A 26,920-nucleotide genomic window follows, 5' to 3' on the forward strand; every position below is an offset into this window, starting at 1 on the left:
TATTTAACCTAAACTGGTTTGTATTGATTCTTCTCCCAGTCTGCGGTAGCTTGCCACTTCTTTAACCATTGACCCCAACTCATTCGTTTCGCAGGATCCTCGCTTTGAGCAACAAAGACAGGGTACCTTTCGTTTACTTCTTCTCCCATTTGGTGCCAGTCAAACGATTGTCCGGCAGGAGAATACCTTAGGTCAATACTCCAACGGACAGTGTTCGTAGTGTTATTTCCTCCCGTATGCAGTGTCAGATTATTGAAGATAAGGACGTCGCCCACTGTCATGGGTATTGGGGTGACTTCCCCATAATCGTTGATTGCTCTGATGGGTTGCCATTGTCGATCATTGTCTCTTTTGAAGGGAATCGCACCGTGTCGATTACTACCTTTCACCAGTTTCAAGCATCCGTTGGTCTCATCAACATTCACGAGAGGAATCCAAACCGTTAGGACAGTCTCCGGGGGGTAGCAATTGATAGTAGTGTCCCGGTTATTCTGACCAAGAAAATAGGTACTGTCCTGGTGCCAACGCAAAGGCTTATCAGCTTTTCCCCTAGTCATACACCGTATCCAGTAGTCTCCATGACCGTTGACTTCTGGCCCTAGAATTAACCCGATCAATTGAGCCAAACGATCGTGTGTGTAGAGGTCGTAAATTGACGAACTAATTAAGCCCTGTCTCCCACCCCATTGAGAAGGTCGATCTTTAGGTTCAACTAACTGCTGGCTTACAAGTTCCCAGCGGGTTTCGAAAGAAGCCTCTTCATGAGGGTTATCGATTTTCCCGACTTCGAGTAAATATTGGACTTTCTGATCAACATAGGACTCTATTGTTTTACGTTGTGCCTCAATAGTTTTTGCGTTAATAAGCTGCGGCACGAGAAGATACCCATCCTGTAGGTACTGTTCCCGGCTGTAACTGCTGAGATTCATTACGGCACACCTCTCGAAACAGCTTACTTGCCTATACACTAACAGTAGTTTAGGCGTTATGTTGCCGGATCGACCATACTTGGTGGTCTCATATCATGTACGATTGAAACGTGAAGATCTTCCTCACTTTCCTAGTTGCTGTTGTAGCTGTGTTGTTATTGGTAAAGCTTATGGCTTCAATGATGGGTCGTATTACAGAGCGTATTTTGACAGGCCATTTTCGGGCTCTTGAAGCGATCGTAGAGCTTGACAAAATGCCTCAGGAATGGGGCGATGAGCTTAAGAAGATGGCGGAACAGGGTACGGTGCGAACTCGTCAAGGTACAAAACGTTGGGAGGATGAAGCTAAGCCATTTCTCATGAAAAAAATGAAGATATTACGGAACCATTTCGAGAAAAGCCGTTTTCTTGAGGGACCAGAAACACGGCAGATTCTACTAAGTTCACTCGACGAAGTACGTGACCGCTGGAATGATTCAGAGCTTTTAGAGATACTCAAACACTATGATTTAAAAGTTGACGGTTAGTAAAATACTTGCTCATAAGGCTCAGATTAGAGTAAATTTATTTTCGGGGGAATAGTTAATCTGCCGAAATGATACCCAATAATAGAAGTAAAGAAAAACCAATAATACAAGCGACCGGACTAACAAAGTATTACGGTGAGCATCTTGCTGTTGACGATATTACGTTTTCTGTGCGACAAGGGGAGATACTAGGGTTATTGGGTCCAAATGGTGCCGGCAAGAGTACAACTATAAGAATGATAACGGGTTACTTACGACCCACTGGCGGCAAAATTACTGTTGCGGGTAATGACATTTTGGAAGAGCCACTTGTTACCAAGCAATCGATAGGTTATCTTCCTGAGTCAGCTCCGGTATACCCAGAAATGCTGGCCTATGAATATTTGCGCTATGTTGCGCGAATTCGCAACGTCCCAGGAGAACAAATTTCGGATGAAATTAGAAGAGTAGCTGGTCTGTGTGGTTTGAATCCTGTTATGCACCAGGCGTTCACCGAGCTTTCTCGTGGGTACCGTCAGCGTGTTGGTCTAGCGCATGCAATAATCGGTGACCCCGAAATTCTTATTCTTGACGAGCCAACTTCAGGGCTCGACCCCAACCAGATTGTTGAGATCCGGTCTTTCATCAAGGACATTGGTAAAGAGAAGACTGTCATTTTCTCGAGTCACATTTTAAGTGAAGTGGAAGCAATCTGTGACCGAATAGTGATCATCCACCAAGGCAAGATTGCAGCTGATAGCTCACCAGCAGCGCTTAAACGTTCTATGCGTGGCAACATGGTACTTGTTGTTACTCTCGTAAATGCTCGGTTTCCAGACGTTCAAGCTGGCCTCGCAGCTTTGTCTGGCGTTTCAAACGTTGAGCGCGTAACCGATCAGGGTTCTGCGAGTGATGGGTCTCTTACCGTTCGAATTGTGTGTAACGAGGAATCACGACGAGAGGTATATCGCCGGATTCGTTCAGCTGATTGGATCATCATGGAACTTAGGGTCGAGCAGAACTCAATGGAAGATGCGTTCCGGGAGTTTACTGGCCATAGTCGCGTTAAGGGGAAAATTAATGGGCGTTAATCCTTTGTTGGTCTTCCGTCGTGAACTCCGCGGCTATTTCTTATCTCCAATCGCTTATATCGTTATTTCAGCTTTCCTTATTGTTATAGGTTGGTTTTTCTTTTCACCATTTTTTTTGGAAGATCGTGCGGATCTCCGTAAGTTCTTCTCGCTTTTGCCTTTAATTCTCTCATTCGTAACTCCGGCAGTAACTATGAGGCTTTTTAGCGAGGAATACCGTGGTGGTACCTACGAGATTACACGTACCCTTCCCATCTCAATATTTGCCACGATCGCGGGAAAATTTTTGGCTGCATTAACACTGATGGCCTTCATGCTTCTACCAACTGTTTCGTACGCAATTTTCGTTGCAAACATGGGTGATCTAGATTGGGGACCTGTGATCGGGGGTTATGTAGGCGCGCTTCTCCTGAGTGCTGCTTACACAGCGATCGGCCTTTTTGCTTCGTCTCTAACGAAAAATCAGATTGTAGGGTATGTGGTCGGGATAGCTTTGGCGTTCTTCTTCACCCTAATTGACCGGTCGTTACTATTTCTGCCAGGTAACCTTGCCGGTTTCTTTCAGTACCTTTCCGCTGATTTTCATTTCCAAAATGTTGCACGCGGTGTTTTTGATGTTCGCGACTTAATTTATTTTGTGACACTTACTGCTTTCGGTCTTTACGCCTCGTTATTGGTACTAACGAGACCTAGCTTTCGTGGTCAAGATCGAGTCACACTAGGCTTAATGATGGGAGCCCATGGCTCCTTTATCGCATTTTTTGTGGTACTTCATTTGGCTTCGGCAGGTTTTGGTGCCCGGGTTGATTTGACTGAAGACCGGATACATTCGCTTTCCCCCGTTAGCCGAGACACCATTGCAGCGTTACGCGAGCCAGTAACTGTACGAGCATTCTTTTCAAGTAATTTACCTGCACCGTTCAACAACGTTGAGCAAAGCCTGCGGGATCTTCTCGGTAGTTTTGCCCTTAAAAACCCAAAGAATTTTAATTTTGCGTTTCATACTATGACTAAACCTGAGGAATCCTTAAATTCAAGTACTGATGAAAACATTGGCGAGAACGAGCAATTAGCTTTGCAATACACAATCTTGCCGATACAAGTTCAACAGGTTGAAGCAGACGAAATCAAACTCATCAATGCCTATATGGGAGTAACGGTAATTTACGGTGATAAGGCCCACACTCTTGGGGCGGTTACCTCAACTGAGCAACTTGAATACGAATTGATTACTGCTATTCGTAAACTAACAGAGCGCTCTTCAGCGCTTCTGTCTCGCGACAAACCTATAAAAATTGATCTTTATCTTTCCTCGGTACTTGATGAATTATCAGAAGATTTTAGGGAACTTCGTCTGGCTGTGCGAGGCTTCGTCGACAAACTTAACCCTGATTATTACAACAAACTAGTTTTCGAAAATTATGACCCAACTAGCGACACAGCTGCTCTCGCCAGAGCCCGAGATTTAGGGCTTCCTGCTCTTGGAATTGGGAGGCAAGACGGTACTGGTGGAAGTGACGAAGTTTATGTAACTATCGTGATCGATGATGGGCGAGAGGCCGCCCGAATCAACCTTGTTCGTCAAGGGGACCAAGGGTTTGGCATTGTCGATGCTGGGACGCTCCAGCGAGAGTTAGAAGTCAATATAGACGCACTGCTTTCTACCCAACTAAAAATTGGTTATGTGGTGGGTAAAGGAAATCCACCGTTCCGTGGTTTCGGTAATGCTCCACGAGATTCAGTTGATGTGATACCTGACCTAGTTAACTTCCATAAGGTAGTGACACGTGAGTACGACATTGACGGGTTTTATGCTAATAACGGAGTGCCCGATGGCTTGCAAGCCGCTCTGCTGGTGGGACCTCGTGAAGAGTTTAGTGACTATGAGCTGTTTCAATTGGATCAGTATCTGATGCGCGGGGGCTCTCTCGTAATGTTTTTAGATGCTTTTGACTTAGCTGTCCAAGGGAACGCTTCGAGATACTTCCTCAGACAAACCGGGATTGAGAAGCTAATTGAGCATTATGGTGTGCGTTTGCTACCGGGCCAACTTTTAGACGAACGATCTTACGTGGTTAATGAAATTCAGGAAAACGGGATTGCGGTTCAGATTCCAATCTATGGCGCTCCAGATATTGGGAAGTCGCAGCTTAATCAAAAGTTTCCGTTTATGCGGAATATAGACAACATGGTTTTGCTGAATGTTTCCGCTCTTGAGCTCATAGAAGATTTGCCTGAAGGAGTTACTGCCCATTCGCTAATTTCCTCCTCACCAGACGCCTGGGTGATTGACGATCCTAGGTTTGCGGATCCTTTGACTGCCCAGCCACCAAGTGACGAACTGAAGTCACAATACGGGATAGCGTACTTATTAGAGGGTGAGTTTCAGAGCTACTTTGCTGACAGACCACTACCATCACCAATAGAAACAGTGGGCTCTGCTGGAGGAGAAGAAAGCGCGAAGAATGATAATCAATACCTCCTAGATGACGATCTTTTTTCCGCATACCAAGATTTTCTGCCCCGCGGTAGTGGAGGCAAACTATTTGTAATGGGATCTTCTATGACCTTTAACAGTTCTTTAATTGATGCCGAAGGACGTTCCCCCGTTGCTCTTTTTGTCCAAAACACCATTGATTTTATGAATGGTCGTGAAGGTGTAGCAGAAATGCGGGCTAAGGGTACACGTATTCGATCCCTGGACGAAACGACACCCTTCATCAGAGCTCTGACCAAGTACGTCAACATAGCTGGGCTACCTATCCTAGTTATGATCGCTGGTCTCATTGTTTGGTTTTTGCATCGTGCACGCAGACGAAGAATATACAGAATGTTTGCGGGTGATACTCGTGAATAGTGTACATAGAAGTTATCTAACTTCCATAATCCTTTTTAGCATAGCTAGTTTAGTGGTAGTTGCTTTCTTGGTTTTCCGTCCTACTGACAGGATTTCTTACGAACTGCCGGTTCTTAAGGATTTTGGACGCGACGAAATTAGCGTCATCACCATAGAGAGGACGAATAAACGGGTAAGTCTTACTCGCCTCGGGAACCAATGGAGTGTTGCGCCAGGTGATTATGAGGCCGACAGTACAGCGATAAACTTTGTCTTGGATACCTTGATGGATTTTGATATCACTGAGGTAGTTTCATTCTCGGATGAACCCAAACGCTATAATCTGGACCCAGACAGTCTACTTCGTGTCACAGTCGAGGGAAGTTCCGAAGTATTACTTAACATAGATGTGGGTAGTCGGGCTGGGACATTCGGACATACTTTTGTTAGGATTCCAGGACAGGATCAAATTTTTCAAGGTGTTGGTGACTTACGTAACGTGTTCGACAGGGACCTGGATACCTACCGTAACAAGACCGTAATGGACTTTGACCCAAACACGATAAGAGCTATCACTGTCACGCAAGTGCTGCCACCCCAAGAGCCCCGGAGAATACATGTAGTTAGATCACTAAATGGTTGGGAGTACCTAGAAAGTGAGCACGATTTAGGAATAGGACTCAACCCTCTTAATCCAGCAGAAATTGAATCGGCTCTACGGTTTTTAGGAGCTTTACCAGCGTATCGTTACCGGTATGGTGACTCCCCAACGGGTAGTCCGTGGTTGACGGTTACGTTAGAGGGTAATCAAACCTACACCCTAGAGCTTTTTTCTAATGAAGACAATGTATTCCCAGCTAAGAGCTCTGGATCCCAATACTGGTTCGATATGTTTGAATTCCAAGCAGACATGATTTCAAAACCATTCGGGTTCTGATAACAGATCCCGAAAACCTTTGAGGCCTGTGGGATAATAGGAAGTGAGTGTTGACACACAAAGCTAGCCTATAGTCTCGAAAAATCATCTGGTCAGTCCCGTAGGTACCTGTTAAGCAGCATTTTGAGGAGGCAACAATGGCGCTAGTCAGAATGGCTCAGTACGGTACAAAACACCCACACGCATCTGGAAAACTAAAGGCTATGTTGCAGGATCTTTCTATAGAATTAGTTGGGGTGTATGAGGAAGATCCCCAACAGCTGGCGAAGGTAAAAGATGAAGAAGCTTATCAAGGTCTACATTGGTACGAGGATCTAAGCGACATGTTAAGCGACTCTAGCATCGTAGCGGTGGCTGCTGAGGGCGCTAACCACGAAAATTTAGGTTATACAGAAGCCTGCATTGAGGCTGGTAAGCATGTCTGGTGCGACAAGCCTGCAGGTGAAGACCAAATCCGCTGGCAGCGTGTTGTGAAAAGGGCCGAGGAAGCAGATCTTCACATACAACTGGGTTACATGTACCGATACCATTATGGTTTTCAACAAATTGCAGGCTGGGCTAAAGCAGGTGTCCTTGGGGAACTTGTTGAAGTGCGAGCTCGGATCGGAACGAACACTCCAGCTCAGCATCGCCGCGAACTGAGTCGCTATCGGGGTGGAATATTCTTTGAACTTGCTGGTCACGCAGTAGACCAGGTTGTATGGCTTTTGGGTCGTCCACAAAAGATCACGACTTTTCTTCGTAACGATAGCCCCGATGTTCCTGGTTTTGTTGATAATACTCTAGCCGTTTACGAGTACGAACGTGCTTTTGGAATGATAGACATGTCTGCTCTTGAACCGAGTCCCCCAGCCAGACGGTTCGAGGTTTATGGCACACGAGGGAGTGCGATAATGCAGCCATTTGACAATGCCAAGGGTATTCGTCTTTGTCTGACGGAAGCACAAGCTGGTTTCGTTAAGGGTGAGCAGATAGTCCCCATAGAACCCCAAACCAGACAAGAGCTATATAACCGCGCCTTAGGCGCCTTCACCGGAACGATTTTAGGACAACAAGAGTCCGATCGGTCTTTTGACCACGAGCTAATTGCTCAGGAGACATTACTACGTACGACCGGGCACTTGACGCTATGAAACCTGCCTTAAGGAGTAGGTTACTGTGAGTCTTAATGAAGCGTTCAAGGTTATTGCGCATACTCGGCCCGAAGGTCGGTATAAGGGTGCTGTAATTGGTTGTGGTCGAATGGGTAGCACAATTGATGATGAGCACGTTGGGCAACCGAGCTATATTTGGCCGTGGGCTCACGCACCAGCAGTTATCGAGGCGAGAAACATCGATTTGGTGGCAGCATCTGATAGTGAACCAGAGAGATTAGTCGATTTCGAGAGACGTTGGAGTGTCAACGCAACTTACACAGATTATCGAGAAATGGTCGAGAAGGAAAAGCCGGACCTGGTTTGTGTCGCTACTCGACCAGCCCCGCGAGCCGAGATTGTGACTAACCTTGCTGAAATGGGAGTTCCTGCCGTGTTCGCTACAAAGCCGATGTGCTACAGCCTGAAGCAGGCTGACACCATGATTGACGCTTGTAAAAGCAACGGTACAGTCTTAGCCATTGCCAGCCATTTTAATTGGTACGGATACTATGATCGGGTTCGCGAACTAATTAAAGGCGGAGAAATTGGTGCTTTACGGTCAATGATTTGCCACCATCCGCACACCTTATCAAACATGCACAGTCATACCTTCGCGTTGTTTCGTCTTATAGCTGACTCCCCTGCAGACTGGGTATTTGGTCACATGGATGATGAAGAGCGCGCAGACAGCAATCAAGACCTTAGTGGTTCTGGTTACATAGTTTATCGGAACGGTATTCGGGCTCATTTGAACTCTTTTTCTGACCGAACTCGTAATTCTTGGACTATAGAATTCATTGGTGAGGCTGGTAAAATTGTTTCTCGCATCGAGCACTCTGAGTTCGAGCTGTGGGGAAAACACCCGGAAACCGGTGAATTAATTGAACGACAGTTTCCTGGTCCTTGGCACCGCCGTAGTTCATTGGTTGATGCTATTGAACAGATCTGTCGTTGTCTCGAGTCGGATGAAACGCCCTTATGTCCGGGAGAGTTTGGACGCGAAGCGCTGGAACTGGCTATTGGGATGCGTGAGTCGCATCGACGCGGTAATACCCGTGTCGATCTTCCCCTCAAAGACAGAACTCTCAAGATCGAAGCTTTCGTGTAGTTTCGGGGTAGATATACAGTTGTTTCTAGAAGATAATGACGTAGATTTAGTTGATCAAAATAACAGTGAATAAGGTGCAGTACTACTTAGGGATCAATACGGAGGCGATTGTGGTGGAAAAGTGAGCTACCAGAGGGAATTCGAACGCCGTTTACGAGTCGGTATTGTTGGTCTGGGCGGACACACCTATAGAAATTTGTTGCCTGCGATGCATTTCTTGCCAGTCGAATTGGTGTCCTTTTGCGACGTTGACTTGGATTTAGCAAAACGTACAGCAAGTGAGTACGGCGTACCATCCTGCTACGCTAATGCTGGTGAAATGTACGCGAACGAGGAGCTTGATGCTGTTTTTATGGCTGTTTCGCCACAATTGCATCCTGAATTAGTATGCCAAGCTTTGGAAGCCAGTCTTCATGTTTGGACGGAGAAGCCTCCAGCTGCTAGATCTTCGGAAGTAGAGGCCATGATTGCTAGTCGAGGTGATCGTGTTGCAGTGGTGGGGTACAAGAAGGCTTTTGCACCAGCAACCCGAAAGGTACTCGACTTATTGTCCGACAAAGAAATCGGGCCTCTAGAAGGACTTACTGCTGAGTATCGAATGCATCTTGACGCGGATGCTAATGAAAAACTACAAGGACGAAAGACGATGAACTGGCTGGCGAACGGTTGTCATCCACTGTCGCTAATGGTTGCTGTAGGAGGAGACGTCGATGCTGTCACTATGCACCTCAGTAAAAACCGGAGTGGTGTGTGTGTACTTGAATTTAGCAGTGGCGCGATAGGTACGCTTAATTTGGTTTCAGCCAACTGGAGTTACGAACGGTACGCTTTTTGGGGCAAGAAGTACATCACGGTTGATAATGGTCTTACCGTTTCACTTTGGCGGGGTGTCCCCCTAGCTTACGGTCGGACCACGGATTTTGCGCCTTCAGGAACTGATACTGGCACGGTAGTTTGGGAACCGCAGAATGCATACGCCACGCTCGAGAACCAGGCTCTCTTCACACAGGGCTTTTATAATGAAATGCGATATTTTTGTGAATGCGTTCTCGAGAATAGGCCTGCCGAGGAAGGGACACTAGAATTCGCACACACCATAATGAAAATCTATGAAGCAGGGATCATGTCAGAAGGTGCGAGAATTCAATTAACCTGAGAACCCGTTAAAGATTAGCCTGAATTAATTATCGACATGGGTGGGGAGACGGGATAAGGTCAGTTACTTGAGTCTAGGAGGTTCAAAATAGTCATGGATTTTGGAACGGGTTTCGTAGAGTCCAATGATATCTTTAATGACGCCAGAGAGTTGCGCCAGCGGGCTGATCGAGATGGTTATCTTTTCTTTAAGGGAATCGTAAATAAAGAGGCTGCTCTTTCAGCACGTCGTGACATTGCTACAGTCTTGCAGGAGGAGGGTTGGATTGATGAAGGTACCGACCCGCTTCATGCCATTACCCATCATGAAGCGGTGGTGTCAGGCATGGATGAATTTAAGGCTGTCTACGATCGAGTGCAACGGATTGAGTCGTTCCACACGCTTGCTTTTGACCCGAGTATCCTAAAAGTCATTGAGAGCCTTCTTGGACAGGAAGTACTTCTACAACCTAGTAACATTGCGCGCTTTATTTTCCCGTCCCTGCTTGAGCACACTACTCCGCCGCACCAGGATTTTCCGCTGATTCAGGGTACCGAACGGATTTGGACAACCTGGGTACCTCTTGGTGATTGCCCCCACTCTTTAGGTGGCCTGAGTGTATTGAGCGGCTCACACAAGGGTGGTGTTTTGCCGATATCCCGCTCCCTTGGCGCTGGTGGCCAGAGAGCCCATTTTGAGAAGATTGGTGGCGAGTGGGTGACGAGTCCTCTCGAGGTTGGTGACGTGCTGTTTTTTTATAGCCTCACGGTGCACAAGGGCTTGCCGAACAGATCTGAAGACCGCCTGCGACTGTCGGCTGACTTCCGTTTCCAGCCTGCTGCAGATCCCGTAATGAACCTGGTGTTAAATCCACATCAAGGTCGGATCACCTGGGACCAGGTTTACGAAAGTTGGGAGTCAGACGAGTACCAATATCACTGGAACAAGTTTGACCTAACAGTGGTAGAAAAAGATCCCGTAAGCTTTGAGGAGGAGTAACCACAAAACAAAAACCTAATTTTCAAGGGTATATTAATCTAAAAGTTTCAACGAATACAGTAGAGAGTAGGGAGAAGGATGACGAAGCTAAAGGTAGGGATCATTGGGCTGGGCGGCATCGCCCGTTCGCACTGTAATGCTATCTCCAACCTCGATAACATCGAGGTTGTTGCAGTTGCGGATCTGTTTGAAGATAAGCGCCAAGAATTCATGGACAAATATGATATTCCTCGCGGATATGCTTCGCACACTGAGTTGCTTGAGGACAATGAGGTCGAAGCCGTGGCCGTAGTGCTCGGGCACCAGCTCCACCACAAACTTACGGTTGACGCCTGCAACGCAGGTAAGCACGTTCTCGTCGAAAAACCTATGGCCCTAAGTTTGGAACACTGTGACGAGATGATAGCGGCAGCTGAGTCCAACAATGTCAAACTTATGGCAGGCTACTCCCAACATTTTTATGGAACTAGTCTAAAGGCGAAAGAAATCCTTGACTCAGGTGAATTAGGACCTTTGATCACAGCGGTTTGTTACATGTCGAAGAATTGGGGTTTTGAACACCGTAGGCCGCAGTATCGTAGCCGGTATCATGGGGGCGGGATGTGGATCACCAACGGTGTGCATGTTGTTGATCGGCTTACTTGGCTCATGGGTTCCCAACCAGTCTCAGTATCTGCGTCAATTGGTACTCGTGCTCACTATCAATCTGGTGACGATTCAGCAACAGCATTTGTTCGCTATAAGAATGGTTTGGCAGGAGTAGCAGTTGTCGTCGGCTATAAGGATGGCGGGCCTAACATGAGCACCGAAGTGATCTGTGCCAACGGTACCTTACGATTTAGTGAACACGGTGGGAAATACGTTCAAGTAGGACATGGCGAAGAGTGGGCAGATGTTCCATTTGATGACCCACCAACTGAAATGCATAATGAATGGAAAGCCTTTGCTAAAGCGATCGAACTGGATGTTCTACCTCCAACACACGGTTATTGGGGTAGGCAGATAATGGAGATTATTTTTGCTGCTGAGCAGTCTTCCATCTGTGGTCAAGAGGTGATGCTCGAAAGTGGCGAGGCCTGGGAAAGTCAGGCCACATCCGATTCGGTTATTTTTGATGACCACGGGTGGGTATAAGGGAGTCTTGGCATCCGTCTAGCCCTTCTTTCTTACAGCCATCACGGACTAGGGTTCGCTAGTGTCGCCCGAGATCAGGGTCACGAGATAATCGGCGTAATGGATGCCGAGGAAGCACCTCGTAAACAACTTGAGGAAGTGTTCGGATGTCAAGGGTTTGCTGCAGCAAGGGATTGTCTCGACTCGGTCTCGCCAGACGCGGTACTTGTGGCTGGAAAGCATATCGAGATGCCTGATCACGTTCAAGCTTGTGTTGAAATGCGAATTCCGTTCCTTATCGACAAGCCTTTTGCTGACAGTGCCGCTAGATTACGTTCCTCAGCCGAGGCTTGTATACACGAAAACGTTTTTAGTGCTGCAATTTTGCCGAATCGGGCTAGTCGGGTAGTAGGCCTTGTTCAGCGCATGATGTCTGAAGGAACTTTTGGTAAACCCATTCTGTGTAGCAACCGGCTTAACAACGGTCCCCCCACTCGTTACGATCCAACCCCATCTTATTGGCAAAACGACTCAACTAAATCGGGTGGCGGTTGTTGGGCGGTTGAAGCTTCACACGGTATCGATACCTTTTTACAATTTGCTGGAAATAGCCCAATATCTGTAGTGGGCGCTGTCATGTCAAACGCCCTCCACGGGAGGACCGTAGAAGATATTGGTCTGGGTATCTTACGCAACGAAGAAGGCGTGACCGGTATCGTTGAATCCGGCTATAGTTACCCTTCCGGGGTTCGAGCCGGTGACCATTTCTTTCGCTTTATTGGGACAAAGGCATCTGTCTTCGAGCGTTATGATAAGCATGGGACACCGATCATTGAGGTTCACACTGAACAAGGTATTGATTTCCAAGAGGGAAACGGTCATGGTCAATCTAGGCCAGCAGAAATAGCAAGGGCCTTAGCTGCTATTGAAGCAGGCAACTCATTTGCACCAACTATTGGCGACGCACTCCGTATCCTAGAGGTACAGGACGCGGTTTACGCTTTCGCCAGAGCTAATCCAAATTCCAATGGTCCGCATCCATTAGGGCCACCACCACCTTAACTAAGAGATGCTTGAGATGTTTCTAGATGCTCTTATGGTCTATAGGTCCAACTTGTACGCCATAGGGATCAGCTGGTTGGCTTTAGTTCAACGAGTCGTACGCTATGGCTTTTCATGGATATGAGTATCGACAATGATCCATCGGTAGAGTCCACGGTGCCCGTTTGCAATGGTCGTAGCAAAGCTGCGGATTTCATTTCAGCTATCTGCGTTTCGGAGGGGTCAGTGGGTTGCCCTAGTTCTACCCATTTGCTGTAAGAATTGGCATTAGATTCATCCATGATTGATTCCTGAACCTTGTAACGCCCAAATTCTAACCCATGAAACTGCAGGGAAAGTTTGGTTTTTGAGTGCACATCCCAATCATCATGATGACAAGAGAGGAATACTGAAATACTACCCGCGTTATCTTTTGTTGCTAGGCCAGATACATCTGGTGGTGCGTGAGCGTGGTCCGGGCTACCCACCACCAATGGGTCCCGATGTCCAGCGCTAGTTAGTTTTAAGCGTAATGAGTTCAATCGACTTAGTAAACGGAAAACGTTTAACACAGGCTTATCGAGGCCATTGGTACTCAAGGTCCTTAGGCCTTCAAAGTACTCACGATTTTCAAATTGAAAGGCCCAGGTCAGCATCCCGTCTATTTGATTAGGGCCATCTTCGCGTAAATCCATCAATTGACATACGGTGTTGGCTAAGTAACTTCCGTAGTATTCGGTGTTTCGGAACTCTAGGTTCTGATTGTCGTGTCGACTACCTGCAGCCCACCCGTCGGGATCGCATTCAGACACTATCACCTCTAGTCCCCGATAATTTGGAAACGTTGAAAGAATATTAAGTCCCGTTTCCACGTGTCGCACTAGATTGAAGATTGACGGAGTCTGTTTAGGAGATTGACTAGACGCTTTGTAGCCGCCTCCTTTAGCATGAAAACTAACGAAATCCAGTCGGGTTCCTTGAAGACCCGTCACCGCATTAGTGCCAACGCTACAGTGCTCTAGAAAACGGCGTAAGAATTCAGCTGGCACCTTTTTAGCTGGACCTGTAGTAGCTGGCCCACCGATGTTGGCTTGTGGGAGAACAGAATGGAGGCCAGCAACTGTGTAATCGTAAAGCTTGAAATATTCTTCCACTGTGCCCTGCCAGTACCACAGGTCAGGTTCATTCCAAAGTTCCCAGTACCAGCGTCTCACTTCACGAAGCCCGTAGCGCTCTAGGCAGTGCTCAGCGATAGCAGCGATTAGGTCGTGCCAACTTCCGTAATCTGTTGGGGGACATCCCCAGGCCGCATTAGAAGTCGCCTCATACACTAATTCCGTGGTGGAACTGACTAGCGCTTTGGGCATGAATCCGAGCTCAACGAACGGGATGCACCCATTCTCTAGGTATGCATCAAATATTTGGTCTAAGATTGTGAAATCGTATATGGCTTGACCATTTTTGTCTTCAGTATAGACGTTGGTTGAACCCCATTTTGGGCTCCCAACTCCATCCCCAGTACAGAGAAGGAAATGACAACGAACGAAATATCTTTCGCTAGACATGCCTCCCAACTTAGCGAGAAGTTCTTTCCCGCGATTTGTATAGGTGTAATTCGGCTCGTCATAACCCACAAAAGTCCAGATTCGGCGCAATGGTTCTGACTTAGTCGCGTCAACCGTAACGTTTATGATTTCATTACCGACCATAGAGCCTCCCGCTTAAGTGCAACTTACATATTTACCGAAACCATGGGACTCTTTAGCGAGTATTGAACGTGTTGTTCGCCAATTTAGTATCGACAAAGCGCCCCCTCTTTTTGGAAAGCTTAGATTAAGTAGACTTGGTTGTTACCTCTTCCGCCTGATTGCTCCGGCCAGAACGAATAGCAGCTTGGACTACAGCGCAAATGTCTCGGCCACCTTCGACATCTAGAATCGTGTCAGCATTGTTGTCAATCGCATTGGCAAAATCATCCCCTAGAAGATAATCGTTGTCGTTAGCGACCCGGTAGTTGTTGTAGTCCTGCTTTGATTGTCCTTTGTAATAAAACCCAACTTCGGGTCGTGGTTCTGAAATTACAATTCCACCTTTGGTTCCCAGAAGGTGAAGCTTAATTTCACCAATCTCCGGATGGCTTGCTGCACCGATTCGTCCGATGCAAAGAGAGCCAGTAATACCACGATCCATTTCAAGCGTGACAGTTGCCAAGTCATCCACTTCATTATCAACGTTGGCCTGGTGAAAGTGGGTTGCTGTGCGGGCGAAAACCCTTCTAATTGGGGCGTTAGTTAGCATGCGGAGGTACGCCAAAGGATAGAGACCTTCGATCTCTAGTTCCCCTAAAGCTCTTATCCCAACACCTCCATCAGACCCATCAGAGTGCGCGTCTTGCTGGCGTTCGAGCCAGTTGATAGGAGCTGGCAAACTCGTGCCCTTCGGAGGACCAGCATCCTTGGCAAAGTAGAAGTCACAATGGGCAGCAACCAGATCCCCTAGTTCACCGCTTTCCACTACTTGTTTCGCCTGTAAAACAGCGGGCAGGAAGTTCCGATTCCACACTAATGACTTGACGTTGTTATTTTTGACTGCGTCTAGGAGTCGATTACATTCATCAAGTGACGGGGAAAGAGGTTTATCAACAACAATGTGCAGGCCGGCATTAGCTGCACGGACACCGAGATCACAGTGTCTTTCCGCCTCAGAGCTTATTACTGCTACTTCCGGAGTAAAAGCCTCAATAGCTTTCTCCACACCCATGACGTACGGGACGCCCTGTTGTTCGGCAAACTTCTCGTTTCGTTCGTGAACCCAACTCGGACTATCAGCATCATCGGTCACAACCACTATGTCAAAACGCGGGTGTCGCGCAACTGCTTCTGGCACGTAAGCATGCTTGACCGCGCTTACTGCGGCGAATCGGAACGTTTTTACAGATCGAGTCATTTCAAAGCCTCTGCCGGAACAATACAATCTATGGCAGATTGTGATGTTTTGAGTGCCAGTAAAGCATCTTCTGCGGTAACTGCAGGGCCACGAGCCTCGGTAATGGCAGTAACAAATTCCTGTAGTAATCCGTAAATATGATGGGTCCCTTGTCCGGTTTTAATTGCTTGTATTGGGCTATCAGTGATCAAGAGATTCATGTTGTGATGATCGTCGGCGTAGGCGGCACCGTCTCCACCAATAAGCGTGAAACTATCGTACTTAGCAGGAACTCCCCAAGCATAGTCCACTAGGGCCATACCGTCGTCCGCAAAACCTAGGTGCACCTGTAGAAAGTTGTTTCCTCTACCTACGACGTAAACCGTTTCATGTGGTTTACCAAAGACCCAAAGGATCAGGTCTATCTCTGGCAAGATGGTTGAGGCATCGACACTTGAGATGTGATCTGTACTCCACCGGTGAATCCGAACAAGCCCTGGATCACCAAGGTTACCAACGTCGTGATTTCTTATAACAGCCTGGACATCTGGCCGAAAGCGCCATGAGTGAGCGGGCATGAAAATCCCACCTTGTTCCTGCTGGGTAGCATTCACTGAGGAGATGTCGGTTTCTTCTCGATTGTGTAGCAGAACATGTAGCTTTTGCTGGGCCGCTACTTGGGCAACCTCTACCTTATTAGTAACGATCGCATCGAACTCTTCCCCCTCATCAACGAGAGAGACTTCTTCCAGCCGATTGGCGGCAGCTATATAGTCCGCCTCTAGGGGGGGAGGTAGGTTAAGCGCAAGGTTCATTATCGTTCTCCTTTGGACTGGACTCTGACCCAATGTCCGATCCGGGCGGATTCTGCTGCCGCGTCAGTAAATGCTTGAACTCTGTAACCATCTTCAAGGTTTGGGTGGTCACTTTTTTCTCCATTCATTACAGTTCGTACAGCTGGGATTACAGATTTACTAAAGCGGTTGCCAAAATGTTCAGCAGGAGTTTCTACGATTTCAGGAAGCTGATCTGGTTGGGCGATTGAAACTATACCCCGCATCCGGTCGACTCCTAATGAGGCTTTAGATCCGTGAAGCTCAAGTTCTGGAGCAAAGCCTTTACGAAGGTGCGTCGCATGCGAAACCATAAGCACCCCAGTCACACCACTCTCAAATTCCCAGGAGATGTTAGCGTAATCAAAAGTTCCGCCCTTTCGGCTATCTGGAGACTGGGGTTTGTCGGACTTGGTCCAGTCGAGAGCCTCCGCCAGATTGATGGAACCAAGATCAGGTTTAGGTTGTGAGATAGTACCCCCATGAGCAAGCACTTGTGTTGCTTCTTCACCTAGAATCCATCTTATGGTGTCGTACGAGTGCGACCCAACATCAGCAATACTCCCGCCTGCTGACAGTTCAGGATCGTCACGCCACGTAAGAGGCATAGAGGGTGGTCGGGGATTAAGCCAGCGATAAATAACAGATCGGACTTCGCCGATAGCACCCTCAGCCACTAGCTCCTTAGCTCTGATAAACATGTCAAGATAGCGGGTCCAGAACGGCACGTAAGTCGCCAGTTGTGGTTGGTCCCGATAGGCTTCCCACATAACCCGTGCTTCTTTTGCATCAGCCCCAACAGGTTTTTCACATAGTAGATGTTTACCTGATTCTGCGCAGGCTAATACAGGCTCAAGGTGAAGCTTATCCGGTGTGGCTACGACAACTAAGTCGACATCGGGGTGATCCACTACTTCTTGCCAATCACTTGTTATTAGTTCTGCGCCGTCTTCAATTTTTGCCTGTTCAAGAAGGTCACGTCGACGGGCACATAATGCCACGATCCTTACACCTTGGGTGTCGCGTAATTCTTGTCTGTAGGGCGTCCCGATGAAACCGGTAGCGCCAATCACCCCAACGCCGATTGTTCTATCGCTGTTTGTCGTCATGCTTTGTAAGTGTACCTTACCTCCAAACTATTGCAGTCCCTTTCGCTCGGTTCAAGTGATCCAGCTTTGGCATTGATACCAGCGCAAGTCAAGTCATCAAATCCTCACGTCCGGACAAGAGGATTATTGGCGCTGAGCCCGCTAACGCGATGTTGTTGGCCGATATGGATTGGTGGCCGCATAAAACCCAGGGTTGGACACCAGATTTTATTCTGGAAGTGCTAGACAAAAGAGTTATGGATCAGAGAGTCTTAGTCGGTTACACAGATGCTATTGGCACGGTCTGAAAGTCAGCCAAACAAGAGGGGATTTTCAAAGGCATTTCCGCAGGAACAACTATGTTGGCGGCATTGTCTATAGCTAATGAAATTCAAACAGCCAATACTTTCTGCGTAATGTTTCCGGACATCGGTGAACGTTACCTTTCATCGCTATTATTCGAGGGCATTGCAACAGATTCGGACGAAGACTGGTTAGTTGCACTTAGAGAATTATGTGTACCATAGGGATACTAGCCTAGGGATTGCATGCAACGGGCCCCGTGGCGGAAGGTAAGTGATGTCTAATTTGGCACTACGCAGGCTAACAAAACAGCAGGTGGATAGTTACCGAATTAATGGCCATATTACGGTTGAGAACGTGCTTTCTCCTCAGGAAGTTGAAGTTCTTGCTGACCATACGGACCGCATAGCTGAAGGTCAGGTCAAGAATATCCCTGAAACTAGTACCCAACTAGAGAAAGTTTATCGTGATGGTGATTTGGAAGTTACTAACCAGTTGTTGAGCGTCAGAAAGTTATTCAATATCGCTGTTTACGATAATGTGATGTGGGGGCACGTTACTAATACCGCGATTGTTGATATTGTTGCTGATCTGCTCAGTACTGATGACATTAAACTTTATGGTGACCAGCTGTTTATGAAACCTCCGGAGCTTGGGGCAGAGCAACCGTGGCACCAGGACTCAGAATCATGGCGCGATATATTCCCCATGGACCTTGTATCAGCCTGGACCGCTATCGATCACGCCAAGACCGAGAACGGTTGCCTTAATTTTGCGCCGGGTACTCAGCGGTGCGGCATGTTGCGAGGGCAGCAGCGCGAGGCGTTTGTGAGGGACTTAGGAAATGAAGAATGGCCTATCGTAGCAGCTCCCCTCAGACCAGGAAGCATAAGCTTCCACCACAGCCTTGTTCTCCACCAAAGTAATGCCAACACCTCTGGACAGCGTAGACGTGGTTACGCCGTTCATTACATGAGAGCTAAATCTTACAGGGACGACAGCATAACGGATGCCCCCAAGATGCCTGCTTTTAAGCAAGTTCGGGGACAATCTTTCCCGACACGGGTCTAATCATCTCTCCAGAAGGCACCCATGCGATTTGATTTGTTAATTCAAGGTGGTGAGGTTTTAGACCCAGGCTTCGGCTATCAGGGGAAGCTTGATGTCGCCATAAAGGACAACAGAATTGCGGCAGTTGATCACGGTATTCCTAAGAGATCTGCGGGACGCGTAATAGATGCTGACGGGCTTTTCGTGACTCCAGGACTAGTAGACCTTCATACACATGTCTACCATGGGGGTAGTTACTATGGCATCTCACCTGATCCTGTAGCAGCTCGGAGTGGGGTCACTACCTGGCTCGATGTCGGTACGGCAGGAGCTTACAATTTCCCCGGTTTTCGAGAATTCGTTATCTCCCCAGCAAAGGCCCACATATACGGCCTCTTAAACATTTCATCGATAGGACTAACTGCACCCACTGGGGAATTAGGAAACCTTGATTATTGTGACGTTGACCTTTGCTGCAAACTCATTGATCTGAACCGTGACGTCCTATTAGGCGTTAAGGTCCGAATCGACGCTCGTACCACGATGGGTAACGGCCTCGAACCGCTCCGACGTGCTCGGGAGGCAGCTGACCGATGTGAGTTACCGTTGATGGTCCACATTGGTGATGGCCCGCCTGCTCTTAAAGAGATCCTAGATTTCTTAAGCCCAGGCGACGTTATTACCCACTGCTTCACGGGATTAGACATGCGCATAATTGACCACCGTGGCAAGCTTCAAGATGACGTCAGAAAGGCGTGGGATTCTGGTGTCATTTTAGACGTTGGGCATGGGGCAGGATCCTTTTCTTTTGAAACTGCCCAGGCAATGATGGCTGAGGGTCACCTTCCTGACGTCATCTCCTCAGACATACACCAGCTTAGTATTCATGGGCCAATGTTTGACTTACCCACGTGCTTAAGCAAATTTCTAGCTCTCGGAATGAAGTTGCCAGAAGTGATTGAAGCAGCTACCGCGAAACCTGCTAAGGCAATGGGTCTCACTAGCGAAGTGGGGACCCTAAAACCCGGCACGCTAGCTGATCTAGCGCTATTCCGAGTTGCCCAAGGGGATTATACTTTCTATGACGTATTTATGAATCCCTATAAGGGAACGCAATTGCTTTGTAACACCATGACTATTATTGAAGGCCAGGTATTACCTAACCATAAGGAAAAACTTCCGGCACCTTGGGTCCAACTGACAGACCAGCAGCTTACTCTGATTAAACGTGGCCATAGACCAAGCGACTGGTGTAAATAGACCGACTGCTCTACTAAGAAGTAGTGAAGGTCAAGCTTATCCTTGGCGGTGGTACTCTAACTACACGTCAACAGCAATTAAGCTAAGGGGAGGTTCTTGAAGTCTGCAACCTGACCCGCAATGGCTCGCTCAGTCGGTAAACGTTCAATAGAAGAGGCGCCAAAGAACCCATTGATTCCCGGCATGCGTGCTAGAGCTTCGCCAACGTTGTCTGGCTCATCCAATGGTCCTCCATGACAGATGACTAAAATGTCATCTCGGACGCTTCTACCTGCTTCGGCAATAGCCATCACCTGATCAATGGCCTCATCTAAAGTTTTCGCCACTGCAGCACCGATACTTCCTGCCGTTGTGAGACCAGCATGCGCAACCAACTGGTCCGCCCCAGCCTTCGTCATCGCGATGGCTTCGTCCGGGTTGAAAACGTAGGGAGAAGTGAACAAGTCAAGTTCATGCGCCACAGTGACTGCCTCGACCTCCTTATCGTAACCCATACCTGTGGCTTCAAGGTTAGCCCGGAAGGTACCATCGATGAGGCCAACAGTTGGGAAGTTCTGTATTCCTGAGAATCCCATGTCTTTCAAGTTTTTAATAAAAACTGGCATTAATTGGAAAGGGTCGGTTCCACACACGCCAGCTAATACCGGGACATCTTTGACAATCAGTAGGACTTCCGCTCCCATTTCCACTACGATGCTGTTGGCGTCACCATACGGGAGGTAACCAGCTAGTGAACCACGGCCTGCCATCCGGTAGCGACCTGAGTTATAAATGATTATCAGGTCAGCACCCCCAGCTTCAGCTAGTTTTGCAGAAATCCCAGTTCCCGCACCACAACCTATTATTGGTTTCCCAGCTTCGCCCTGCTCGCGTAGACGCCTTAAGATTTCGTGACGGGAAATGGCCATAGTTTCGTATCCTTTCTCTGCGTGCCGCGTTAGCTGGCAAGCATTTCTAATAGTGTCTCAGCAGCCTTACTAGAGAATTCCGGGTCATTAATATTGTGGTCGACTTCCACAACCGGAATGTCTGGCCTGAGGTTGTCCCTGATAGCATCGAAGCAACTTTTATCAGCTTGGGGATCCCAGAATCTCTCTCCCTCACTGTCTAGCATCGATACTCCTTTCAGCGGTAGTAATACCGTTACAGCCGCAGTAGCTTTGTTCGCAGCTGCAGCAAGCATTTTACATACAATAAAGTTCTCTTCGGGATTGGTGCGAAGGAGAGTTACATCCGGGTTCCATTGATAGAGGTTGCGGTCCTTGTATTTTTCGGGAACAGTATCTATCCCGCCGAAGTTAGCCATATCAACACACCCCGGTACTATCACTGCAGGTATTCCTGTTTCTGATGCCGCTAGACAGCGTTCTGGTCCAGCATCGAATACACCACCACAGACGGTATCTGCAAGCTCCGTCGTGGTCATATCTAGACTACCCTTAATGTATCCGTCGCGGATTAAATCTTCCATCGTACGGCCACCTGTCCCAGTGGCGTGGAAGACCAGAACTTCATAACCTGCAGATTCAACCAAGCCCTGAGCATGACCTACAGCAGTGGTGGTGTTGCCAAACATTGAGGCCGTAACTAACGGTCTTTCTGCGCCAGATTCAGGTTGTTCGGCCATAGCCATTCCGGCAATTGCACTAGCGGCATTAGTGTAAATTATTCGGCTTATTCGGTTAATACCAGCAACATCAACGATTGAAGGCATAAACGTGATGTCTTTAGTGCCAGCGTAAGCACTTACATCCCCACCACCCACTGTAGAGACCATCAATTTAGGCACCCCCACCGGCAGAGTGCGCATAGCTGCTGTTGCTACAGAAGTGCCTCCAGAACCTCCCATTCCAAGGATGCCATGGAGATTACCGTCGTCATAAAGTTTTCTTACAACAGCCGCAGCTCCACTTGCCATGGTTTGCATGGCCTCGTCCTTATGGCTCCCAGAGGTCAGGCGGGCCATATTACCCCCACCAGCTTCTACCACCTCGATATTGGCAATATCTGGAACCAAGAGTGGTTCGCCCATGATACCAACGTCGACTACCAGGGTTTTGGCGCCGGAAGCCTCTATAGCCTTCTTCACAAAAGCAAATTCGTCACCCTTCGTATCGAGGGCCCCTATGATTACTACTGTCTTCCCCATGATTGTCCTCCTTATAAATGGAGATTTATAGATCTGAGCTGTACCTTTAGGGCGCGTCTACAGTTTTTCTATCAGCCGATGAAAAAGTTATGAGCAGCAATGCGTCTTCCGAACCAATATTTCGTGCATTGTGAACTATGTTTGGGGGAATGGCTATACTGTCTCCCACGCTCATTTCAAGCTCTTTATCGCCGATAGAGTGACTAATTTTCCCTTCGAGGACAATCAGGACCTCTTCACAGTTAGGGTGATAATGCCGGTGGTTACTGTTACCGCTTTTTAAACGGCATCTACCCACAGTCATCTCGCTCGAGTTGTTCAACTGTCTACTAGCAAACCAGAGCAAATCTCCCCACTCAAAGATTTCTTGGGCGGCATCATCAGCTTTCAGAACACTCACATTGTCCATAAAGTTACTCCTTCGGGACGCACAAAGGGAATCAGGCTATGTCGTCCAGCAGTCCAGCGGGACTCTAATTATGTGATGATACAAGATTACGATCACTATTACGCAAGAATCTGTTTCGCTGACGAATTCGTCATTACCAAGAATCCAAAAACTCTTCTGCATTCCTACAAGCTCGCTCGATCTCTAGAACCAGGTTTTCTTGTGAACGAACTTCTGGGCGTTGTGACGCCCAACCTAGCGTCACCAGCCGTCGGACAAGAACAAACAATGGAATTAATGAAATTGCAGAGTCATTCAATGGCCGCAGGATAACGTAGCCTGCGATCATCGACTCCAATATCGGTTTAAAGAGGGGATGATCAGTGTAATTCGTTATTGCGATAGCTAATTCGTATGCGTGCCAGCCGAAAGCCGAATCGTCAAAGTCGATAATGTGAAGCCCACCAGCGCTGACAACAACATTCTCCGGGTGCAGATCAGCATGAATCAAACTGTATGTTCTTGGTGAGGTGGCGTAGTCTGATAGAACCTCGGTTGCAACTTGTTTCACCTCTTTAATTAACTTGGTTTGCTTACAATCATATTGGGGAAGGTCCCAAAAATTACCCCAAAAAGGATTTTGACCGACAAGCCCGTCAACGTCCAAATTAGGGCGCTCAAAGTCTGCAGGCAGAAGCCATTCTGATGACTGATTATGTATTCGTGCTGCGGTTTGGCCTAGCTGCCCAAAGTATTGGCGTATCGAAGCTTCATCTGTATTCGGACCAATTAAATTCCCAAGCAGCTCACCTTCGACCCAGTGGAGCATGCTGACATTGCGCATCTCATCAGACCCCGGTAGAGGCAGCGCCACGTAGGCATTACCATCAGGAGTCAACAATGGTTTGGGAACGTCTATACCTTCCTTTCGAAGAGCTTTTGTCCAGAGTAATTCGGAGTTAAGTTCTTTGAGAGTGTGATAAGTGGGTCTATGAATACGAAGTACATACGTTTGCCCGTTAGCATCTACCCGGAACGCGACATTTTCGCTGATAGCTAGATTTTCAAGACATGCCCCATCAAGATTCCACGCCTCAAGAGCTCTTTTAGCGATAATGCGGAAGGGAAGCCACCTATCAATTGGCATACAGTTCCTTTAGCGTCTCCTCAAAAGCACTGAGAAACAGATCGGCATGTTCTCTCAAAAACACTAACGGTGGACGGATTTTTAGAACATTCTTATGCACTCCAGAGTTGCTAATAAGAAACCCCATATCTTTTAGGTTGTTCACTACAGCTACAGCCCCTAATTCGTCCGGAAATTTCGTACCATAGTCCTGGATCCAATCAATTCCGACGAATAAACCATGACCTCGGACGTCACCCATGCATTCCCACGAGTGCTGCAAGCCCCTTAATTCCGTAATCAGATAGGAACCGACATCGATCACGTTTTTCTGAAGATTTTCTTCTTCAATCACATCTAGGACCGCCATCCCGACAGCTGCCTGGAGCGGAGTTGATGCGAAAGTATTGAAATAACCGGTTGCTTTACGGAACTGCGTAATATGTTTGTGTCTGGCTGCTGTTGCCGCCAAAGGAAACCCGTTACCCATTGGTTTCCCCATAGTGACAATGTCTGGTAAGAAGTCTGTAGTCTCGTAACCCCACCAATGTCCAGTGCGGCAGAATCCAGCTTGTACCTCGTCGGCAATAAATAGTCCACCTGCATTACGAACCATTTCTGCCGCACGCGGCATGAAATCGATTGGAATGTCAGGTAATCCCTCGTTAGCTAGGATTGAGCAGACTAACATACCAGCTAGTTTTGTCCCTTGCTCTTTAAAGGCTTGTATCGCTGATTCAATCTGGTCTAGGTAAAGTGTTGTCAGAGCACTGCCGCCGACATTCTCAATCAGGGGCCGGAATGTTTGTGGGAAATTAATGGTGCGAAAGTCAGTACTAGCGTCTCTTCCCGTAACTTTACGAACTTCTGCACTATTGCCGTGGTACCCAGCATTCGTACCGATAATGCCTTGCCCGCCGGTTACAGAACGAGCGATCCTTATAGCTACTTCACTGGCTTCGGTACCAGAACAGGAAAACACGACGCTTGTCAACGGGTTTATGTGTAATTCCATCAAACGCTCCGCGTAATTGAGGATGCCCTCATGTAGGTAGCGGCTGTGTACGTTAAGGGTAGAGGCTTGATCACTTAACGCCGCTACTACATGTGGATGGGAGTGTCCTACACACGGAACATTGTTGTACATGTCAAGATATTTCCTACCGTCAGCATCAAAGAGCCATACCCCCTCACCCCGGACGACGTGGACGGGTTCCTCGTAAAAAACGGGGGTACCACCCCCTAAAAGTTTCTCACGGCGATCCGAGATAGTTTTGTGATTCACCTATGGCGTTCCTTCCCTTAAGTAGGCTGTCAGTCATCGTATTCAACTGCAATCTCATCATCATTGATTATTACGGGATAGGTTTTCACTCGCACGTTTGGATCGACAAGACATTGACCAGTAGCAATTTCAAATTCCCATAAGTGCCAAGGACACCGAATGATCTCACCATCACGCTCGAACCTAAGTCCATTAAAGTTCGAAGAGCCGGGACCTTCAGATGTCACGTGTCCAGTTACTCGGCCCGTACATAAGGGACCAAAATTATGAGGGCAAATGTTTCGCAGGGCATGAAAAGACCCGTTGACATTAAATACACCTATACCGGCTCGACCCCGAAAAGGTACCACCAGTTTTCTTTCCCCAGGAGGAATATCGTTAACTTTACCGACCATCACGCGCGTCATTAAAGTTCCTTTAGAGGCCGAACATTTCGGCAGCATTTTTGGAGAAAATGCGCTGGTGTAGATTGGGCTCGAGTGGAGGGAAATTAGTAGTTGGATCATCCCAGTCGTAATGGGGAAAGTCCGAACAGTAAATGAGAGTCTCGTCAGCATGCATAGAATCAAGCATCCCTAGAAGCTGATCTGGCGTTTCCGGTTCATGCATGGGTTGCGAGCCAACCCGGACGTTACGACGAAAGTACTCACTTGGCAACATCTTAAGCCAAGGAGTTTGATCTCGCAGGGCTTTCCAATCGGCGTCCATGTGCCACATTAAACCGATCGCCCAATACTGTTGCACCTCGATAAAGGCAACCTTCAGGTTTGGGTATTTTTCGAAGACGCCTTCACAAATCATGGAAGCGCAATGTGCAGTGGCTTGTGCTGGACGGGCCATCCGTTCCTCCATGTAATAGGTAGGCATTCCAACAGCAGAGATCGGAGGAGCTATACCTGCTCCTGCAGCCCCAGCATGCACAATTACTCCGAGATTAGATTGTTCGCATGCTTCCCAAAGAGGGTGATAAAAGCGGTTTCCGTAGGGAAATCGGGCGCCATTCGGAATGGTTATCCCGACAACCTGAGGATGATCAGCAAGACGTTTGACCTCCTGGACGGCCTGTATAGGATCAGATGGCGAGACCATAATCGCCGCTAGGAGCCTCTCGTCATGGGGTAGCCATTGCTCGAGCGTGAAGTCGTTGAAGGCCCGGCAAAGCGCGGCAGCATAATCTACATCCGGAAGGACACACACTGAGTAGAACGGAGGGGGGCCCGTTAGGAGAGCATAGTCAACCTGCCAAACATCGAGATGTCGCTCCCGAAGAAAGGCGTAATTATCGCAGCGTTCTCTCATCTGTATGCCGTCATCCCTTCCTTCTGAGAGGTCGGGCCGATTCATGCGCCATGGCACATTAAAGTATCCGCTACTGGGAAGCAACAAACCTTGGTCGGTCAATATTTCTTGATGAGCGCGAGAGAGAAAGGGGAAGAGGTCTTTCGGTGACCTAACGTTATGATGGACATCACAGTCAATAAGAGCAACGTCTTCGCTGGTTTTTTCAGGCCACCCTGGAGCCGAGATTGGGTGCGTACCTAGTTGCGCCATAATACCCGTCCTCCTCAATGATTCGGGTGGCAATTGCTAGGATTTATGAGAGATGCAACGCCGTACCCGGAAGGTAAAAATCTGGTTGAACCATAGCACGATAGACATCCCACCCAAACTCTCGAAACAAT

General features: G+C 47.9%; 24 protein-coding genes. 12 read left to right on the forward strand and 12 right to left on the reverse strand.

What is annotated here, in order from left to right; genetic code table 11:
- Positions 1-8: 8 nt before the first annotated feature.
- Complete coding sequence (locus tag CMO31_06730) at positions 9-929, reverse strand: hypothetical protein (GenBank protein ID MAZ53695.1); 921 nt, start codon at positions 927-929, stop codon at positions 9-11.
- 110 nt (positions 930-1,039) lie between these two features.
- On the opposite strand from CMO31_06730, the gene CMO31_06735 reads away from it, so the two are divergent.
- The 10 genes from CMO31_06735 (at position 1,040) to CMO31_06780 (ending at position 12,852) form a co-directional block, all read left to right on the forward strand.
- Positions 1,040-1,456, forward strand: a complete 417-nt coding sequence (locus tag CMO31_06735; protein ID MAZ53696.1) for a hypothetical protein — start codon at positions 1,040-1,042, stop codon at positions 1,454-1,456.
- A 68-nt stretch (positions 1,457-1,524) separates the two neighbouring features.
- Positions 1,525-2,526 carry an ABC transporter gene (locus CMO31_06740; GenBank protein MAZ53697.1) on the forward strand — a complete coding sequence of 334 codons (1,002 nt, stop codon included), beginning with the start codon at positions 1,525-1,527 and terminating at the stop codon, positions 2,524-2,526.
- Positions 2,468-5,383, forward strand: coding sequence for a hypothetical protein (locus tag CMO31_06745; protein ID MAZ53698.1), 2,916 nt, complete (start codon positions 2,468-2,470; stop codon positions 5,381-5,383). Before CMO31_06740 ends, CMO31_06745 begins: the two co-directional genes overlap by 59 nt.
- The gene (locus CMO31_06750) at positions 5,304-6,299 is read left to right on the forward strand and encodes a hypothetical protein (GenBank protein ID MAZ53699.1); all 996 of its coding nucleotides are present in this window, start codon (positions 5,304-5,306) and stop codon (positions 6,297-6,299) included. Before CMO31_06745 ends, CMO31_06750 begins: the two co-directional genes overlap by 80 nt.
- A gap of 137 nt (positions 6,300-6,436) precedes the next feature.
- Positions 6,437-7,432 carry a hypothetical protein gene (locus CMO31_06755; protein MAZ53700.1) on the forward strand — a complete coding sequence of 332 codons (996 nt, stop codon included), beginning with the start codon at positions 6,437-6,439 and terminating at the stop codon, positions 7,430-7,432.
- Between the two features lie 25 nt (positions 7,433-7,457).
- Positions 7,458-8,543: a hypothetical protein gene (locus CMO31_06760; GenBank protein ID MAZ53701.1), complete on the forward strand. Its 1,086-nt coding sequence runs from the start codon at positions 7,458-7,460 to the stop codon at positions 8,541-8,543.
- 121 nt (positions 8,544-8,664) lie between these two features.
- Positions 8,665-9,699, forward strand: coding sequence for an oxidoreductase (locus CMO31_06765; protein ID MAZ53702.1), 1,035 nt, complete (start codon positions 8,665-8,667; stop codon positions 9,697-9,699).
- 93 nt (positions 9,700-9,792) lie between these two features.
- A complete protein-coding gene (locus CMO31_06770) occupies positions 9,793-10,677 on the forward strand; it encodes a phytanoyl-CoA dioxygenase (protein MAZ53703.1) in 885 nt (294 codons plus the stop codon).
- A 78-nt stretch (positions 10,678-10,755) separates the two neighbouring features.
- Positions 10,756-11,811: a hypothetical protein gene (locus CMO31_06775; protein MAZ53704.1), complete on the forward strand. Its 1,056-nt coding sequence runs from the start codon at positions 10,756-10,758 to the stop codon at positions 11,809-11,811.
- Positions 11,812-11,910: 99 nt separating this feature from the next.
- Positions 11,911-12,852, forward strand: a complete 942-nt coding sequence (locus tag CMO31_06780; protein ID MAZ53705.1) for a hypothetical protein — start codon at positions 11,911-11,913, stop codon at positions 12,850-12,852.
- Between the two features lie 68 nt (positions 12,853-12,920).
- On the opposite strand, the gene CMO31_06785 is transcribed toward CMO31_06780, so the two are convergent.
- From CMO31_06785 to CMO31_06800, 4 genes are all read right to left on the reverse strand, one after another.
- Positions 12,921-14,540, reverse strand: coding sequence for a beta-xylosidase (locus tag CMO31_06785; GenBank protein ID MAZ53706.1), 1,620 nt, complete (start codon positions 14,538-14,540; stop codon positions 12,921-12,923).
- A gap of 124 nt (positions 14,541-14,664) precedes the next feature.
- On the reverse strand, positions 14,665-15,777 hold the full coding sequence (locus CMO31_06790; protein ID MAZ53707.1) for an oxidoreductase: 1,113 nt from the start codon (positions 15,775-15,777) through the stop codon (positions 14,665-14,667).
- The gene (locus tag CMO31_06795) at positions 15,774-16,571 is read right to left on the reverse strand and encodes a hypothetical protein (protein ID MAZ53708.1); all 798 of its coding nucleotides are present in this window, start codon (positions 16,569-16,571) and stop codon (positions 15,774-15,776) included. Before CMO31_06795 ends, CMO31_06790 begins: the two co-directional genes overlap by 4 nt.
- Positions 16,571-17,698 (reverse strand): hypothetical protein, encoded by a 1,128-nt coding sequence (locus tag CMO31_06800; protein MAZ53709.1) that lies wholly within the window; start codon positions 17,696-17,698, stop codon positions 16,571-16,573. Before CMO31_06800 ends, CMO31_06795 begins: the two co-directional genes overlap by 1 nt.
- Positions 17,699-18,256: 558 nt before the next feature.
- Here CMO31_06800 and CMO31_06805 point away from each other — a divergent pair.
- Together CMO31_06805 and CMO31_06810 are read left to right on the forward strand one after the other, a co-directional pair.
- Positions 18,257-19,051: a phytanoyl-CoA dioxygenase gene (locus CMO31_06805; GenBank protein MAZ53710.1), complete on the forward strand. Its 795-nt coding sequence runs from the start codon at positions 18,257-18,259 to the stop codon at positions 19,049-19,051.
- A 21-nt stretch (positions 19,052-19,072) separates the two neighbouring features.
- Positions 19,073-20,290 carry an amidohydrolase/deacetylase family metallohydrolase gene (locus CMO31_06810; protein MAZ53711.1) on the forward strand — a complete coding sequence of 406 codons (1,218 nt, stop codon included), beginning with the start codon at positions 19,073-19,075 and terminating at the stop codon, positions 20,288-20,290.
- A gap of 77 nt (positions 20,291-20,367) precedes the next feature.
- Here CMO31_06810 and CMO31_06815 read toward each other — a convergent pair whose 3' ends face one another.
- The 7 genes from CMO31_06815 to CMO31_06845 all read right to left on the reverse strand — a co-directional run bounded on the left by CMO31_06815 (position 20,368) and on the right by CMO31_06845 (position 26,789).
- A complete protein-coding gene (locus CMO31_06815) occupies positions 20,368-21,198 on the reverse strand; it encodes a hypothetical protein (GenBank protein MAZ53712.1) in 831 nt (276 codons plus the stop codon).
- 29 nt (positions 21,199-21,227) lie between these two features.
- Positions 21,228-22,439, reverse strand: coding sequence for a hypothetical protein (locus CMO31_06820; protein ID MAZ53713.1), 1,212 nt, complete (start codon positions 22,437-22,439; stop codon positions 21,228-21,230).
- A 46-nt stretch (positions 22,440-22,485) separates the two neighbouring features.
- The gene (locus tag CMO31_06825; protein MAZ53714.1) at positions 22,486-22,848 is read right to left on the reverse strand and encodes a cupin; all 363 of its coding nucleotides are present in this window, start codon (positions 22,846-22,848) and stop codon (positions 22,486-22,488) included.
- A 133-nt stretch (positions 22,849-22,981) separates the two neighbouring features.
- Positions 22,982-23,974, reverse strand: coding sequence for an aminoglycoside phosphotransferase (locus tag CMO31_06830; GenBank protein ID MAZ53715.1), 993 nt, complete (start codon positions 23,972-23,974; stop codon positions 22,982-22,984).
- Positions 23,964-25,238, reverse strand: a complete 1,275-nt coding sequence (locus CMO31_06835) for an aspartate aminotransferase family protein (GenBank protein MAZ53716.1) — start codon at positions 25,236-25,238, stop codon at positions 23,964-23,966. The genes CMO31_06830 and CMO31_06835 overlap by 11 nt, the downstream gene beginning before the upstream one ends.
- Positions 25,239-25,267: 29 nt before the next feature.
- Positions 25,268-25,645 carry a (2Fe-2S)-binding protein gene (locus CMO31_06840; protein ID MAZ53717.1) on the reverse strand — a complete coding sequence of 126 codons (378 nt, stop codon included), beginning with the start codon at positions 25,643-25,645 and terminating at the stop codon, positions 25,268-25,270.
- A 10-nt stretch (positions 25,646-25,655) separates the two neighbouring features.
- A complete protein-coding gene (locus CMO31_06845) occupies positions 25,656-26,789 on the reverse strand; it encodes an amidohydrolase (protein ID MAZ53718.1) in 1,134 nt (377 codons plus the stop codon).
- Positions 26,790-26,920: the final 131 nt, after the last annotated feature.

The sequence above is a fragment of the Trueperaceae bacterium genome (assembly GCA_002707365.1).
Classification (GTDB): Bacteria; Deinococcota; Deinococci; order Deinococcales; family Trueperaceae; genus UBA6957.

What these genes read in the sequence shown, in the direction of transcription:
- CMO31_06730 (MAZ53695.1), bottom strand. Translation starts at nt 929, where the DNA reads ATGAATCTCAGCAGTTACAGCCGGGAACAGTACCTACAGGATGGGTAT.
- CMO31_06740 (MAZ53697.1), top strand. Translation starts at nt 1,525, where the DNA reads ATGATACCCAATAATAGAAGTAAAGAAAAACCAATAATACAAGCGACC.
- CMO31_06745 (MAZ53698.1), top strand. Translation starts at nt 2,468, where the DNA reads ATGCGTTCCGGGAGTTTACTGGCCATAGTCGCGTTAAGGGGAAAATTA.
- CMO31_06755 (MAZ53700.1), top strand. Translation starts at nt 6,437, where the DNA reads ATGGCGCTAGTCAGAATGGCTCAGTACGGTACAAAACACCCACACGCA.
- CMO31_06770 (MAZ53703.1), top strand. Translation starts at nt 9,793, where the DNA reads ATGGATTTTGGAACGGGTTTCGTAGAGTCCAATGATATCTTTAATGAC.
- CMO31_06775 (MAZ53704.1), top strand. Translation starts at nt 10,756, where the DNA reads ATGACGAAGCTAAAGGTAGGGATCATTGGGCTGGGCGGCATCGCCCGT.
- CMO31_06780 (MAZ53705.1), top strand. Translation starts at nt 11,911, where the DNA reads ATGGATGCCGAGGAAGCACCTCGTAAACAACTTGAGGAAGTGTTCGGA.
- CMO31_06785 (MAZ53706.1), bottom strand. Translation starts at nt 14,540, where the DNA reads ATGGTCGGTAATGAAATCATAAACGTTACGGTTGACGCGACTAAGTCA.
- CMO31_06790 (MAZ53707.1), bottom strand. Translation starts at nt 15,777, where the DNA reads ATGACTCGATCTGTAAAAACGTTCCGATTCGCCGCAGTAAGCGCGGTC.
- CMO31_06795 (MAZ53708.1), bottom strand. Translation starts at nt 16,571, where the DNA reads ATGAACCTTGCGCTTAACCTACCTCCCCCCCTAGAGGCGGACTATATA.
- CMO31_06800 (MAZ53709.1), bottom strand. Translation starts at nt 17,698, where the DNA reads ATGACGACAAACAGCGATAGAACAATCGGCGTTGGGGTGATTGGCGCT.
- CMO31_06805 (MAZ53710.1), top strand. Translation starts at nt 18,257, where the DNA reads ATGTCTAATTTGGCACTACGCAGGCTAACAAAACAGCAGGTGGATAGT.
- CMO31_06810 (MAZ53711.1), top strand. Translation starts at nt 19,073, where the DNA reads ATGCGATTTGATTTGTTAATTCAAGGTGGTGAGGTTTTAGACCCAGGC.
- CMO31_06815 (MAZ53712.1), bottom strand. Translation starts at nt 21,198, where the DNA reads ATGGCCATTTCCCGTCACGAAATCTTAAGGCGTCTACGCGAGCAGGGC.
- CMO31_06820 (MAZ53713.1), bottom strand. Translation starts at nt 22,439, where the DNA reads ATGGGGAAGACAGTAGTAATCATAGGGGCCCTCGATACGAAGGGTGAC.
- CMO31_06825 (MAZ53714.1), bottom strand. Translation starts at nt 22,848, where the DNA reads ATGGACAATGTGAGTGTTCTGAAAGCTGATGATGCCGCCCAAGAAATC.
- CMO31_06830 (MAZ53715.1), bottom strand. Translation starts at nt 23,974, where the DNA reads ATGCCAATTGATAGGTGGCTTCCCTTCCGCATTATCGCTAAAAGAGCT.
- CMO31_06840 (MAZ53717.1), bottom strand. Translation starts at nt 25,645, where the DNA reads ATGACGCGCGTGATGGTCGGTAAAGTTAACGATATTCCTCCTGGGGAA.
- CMO31_06845 (MAZ53718.1), bottom strand. Translation starts at nt 26,789, where the DNA reads ATGGCGCAACTAGGTACGCACCCAATCTCGGCTCCAGGGTGGCCTGAA.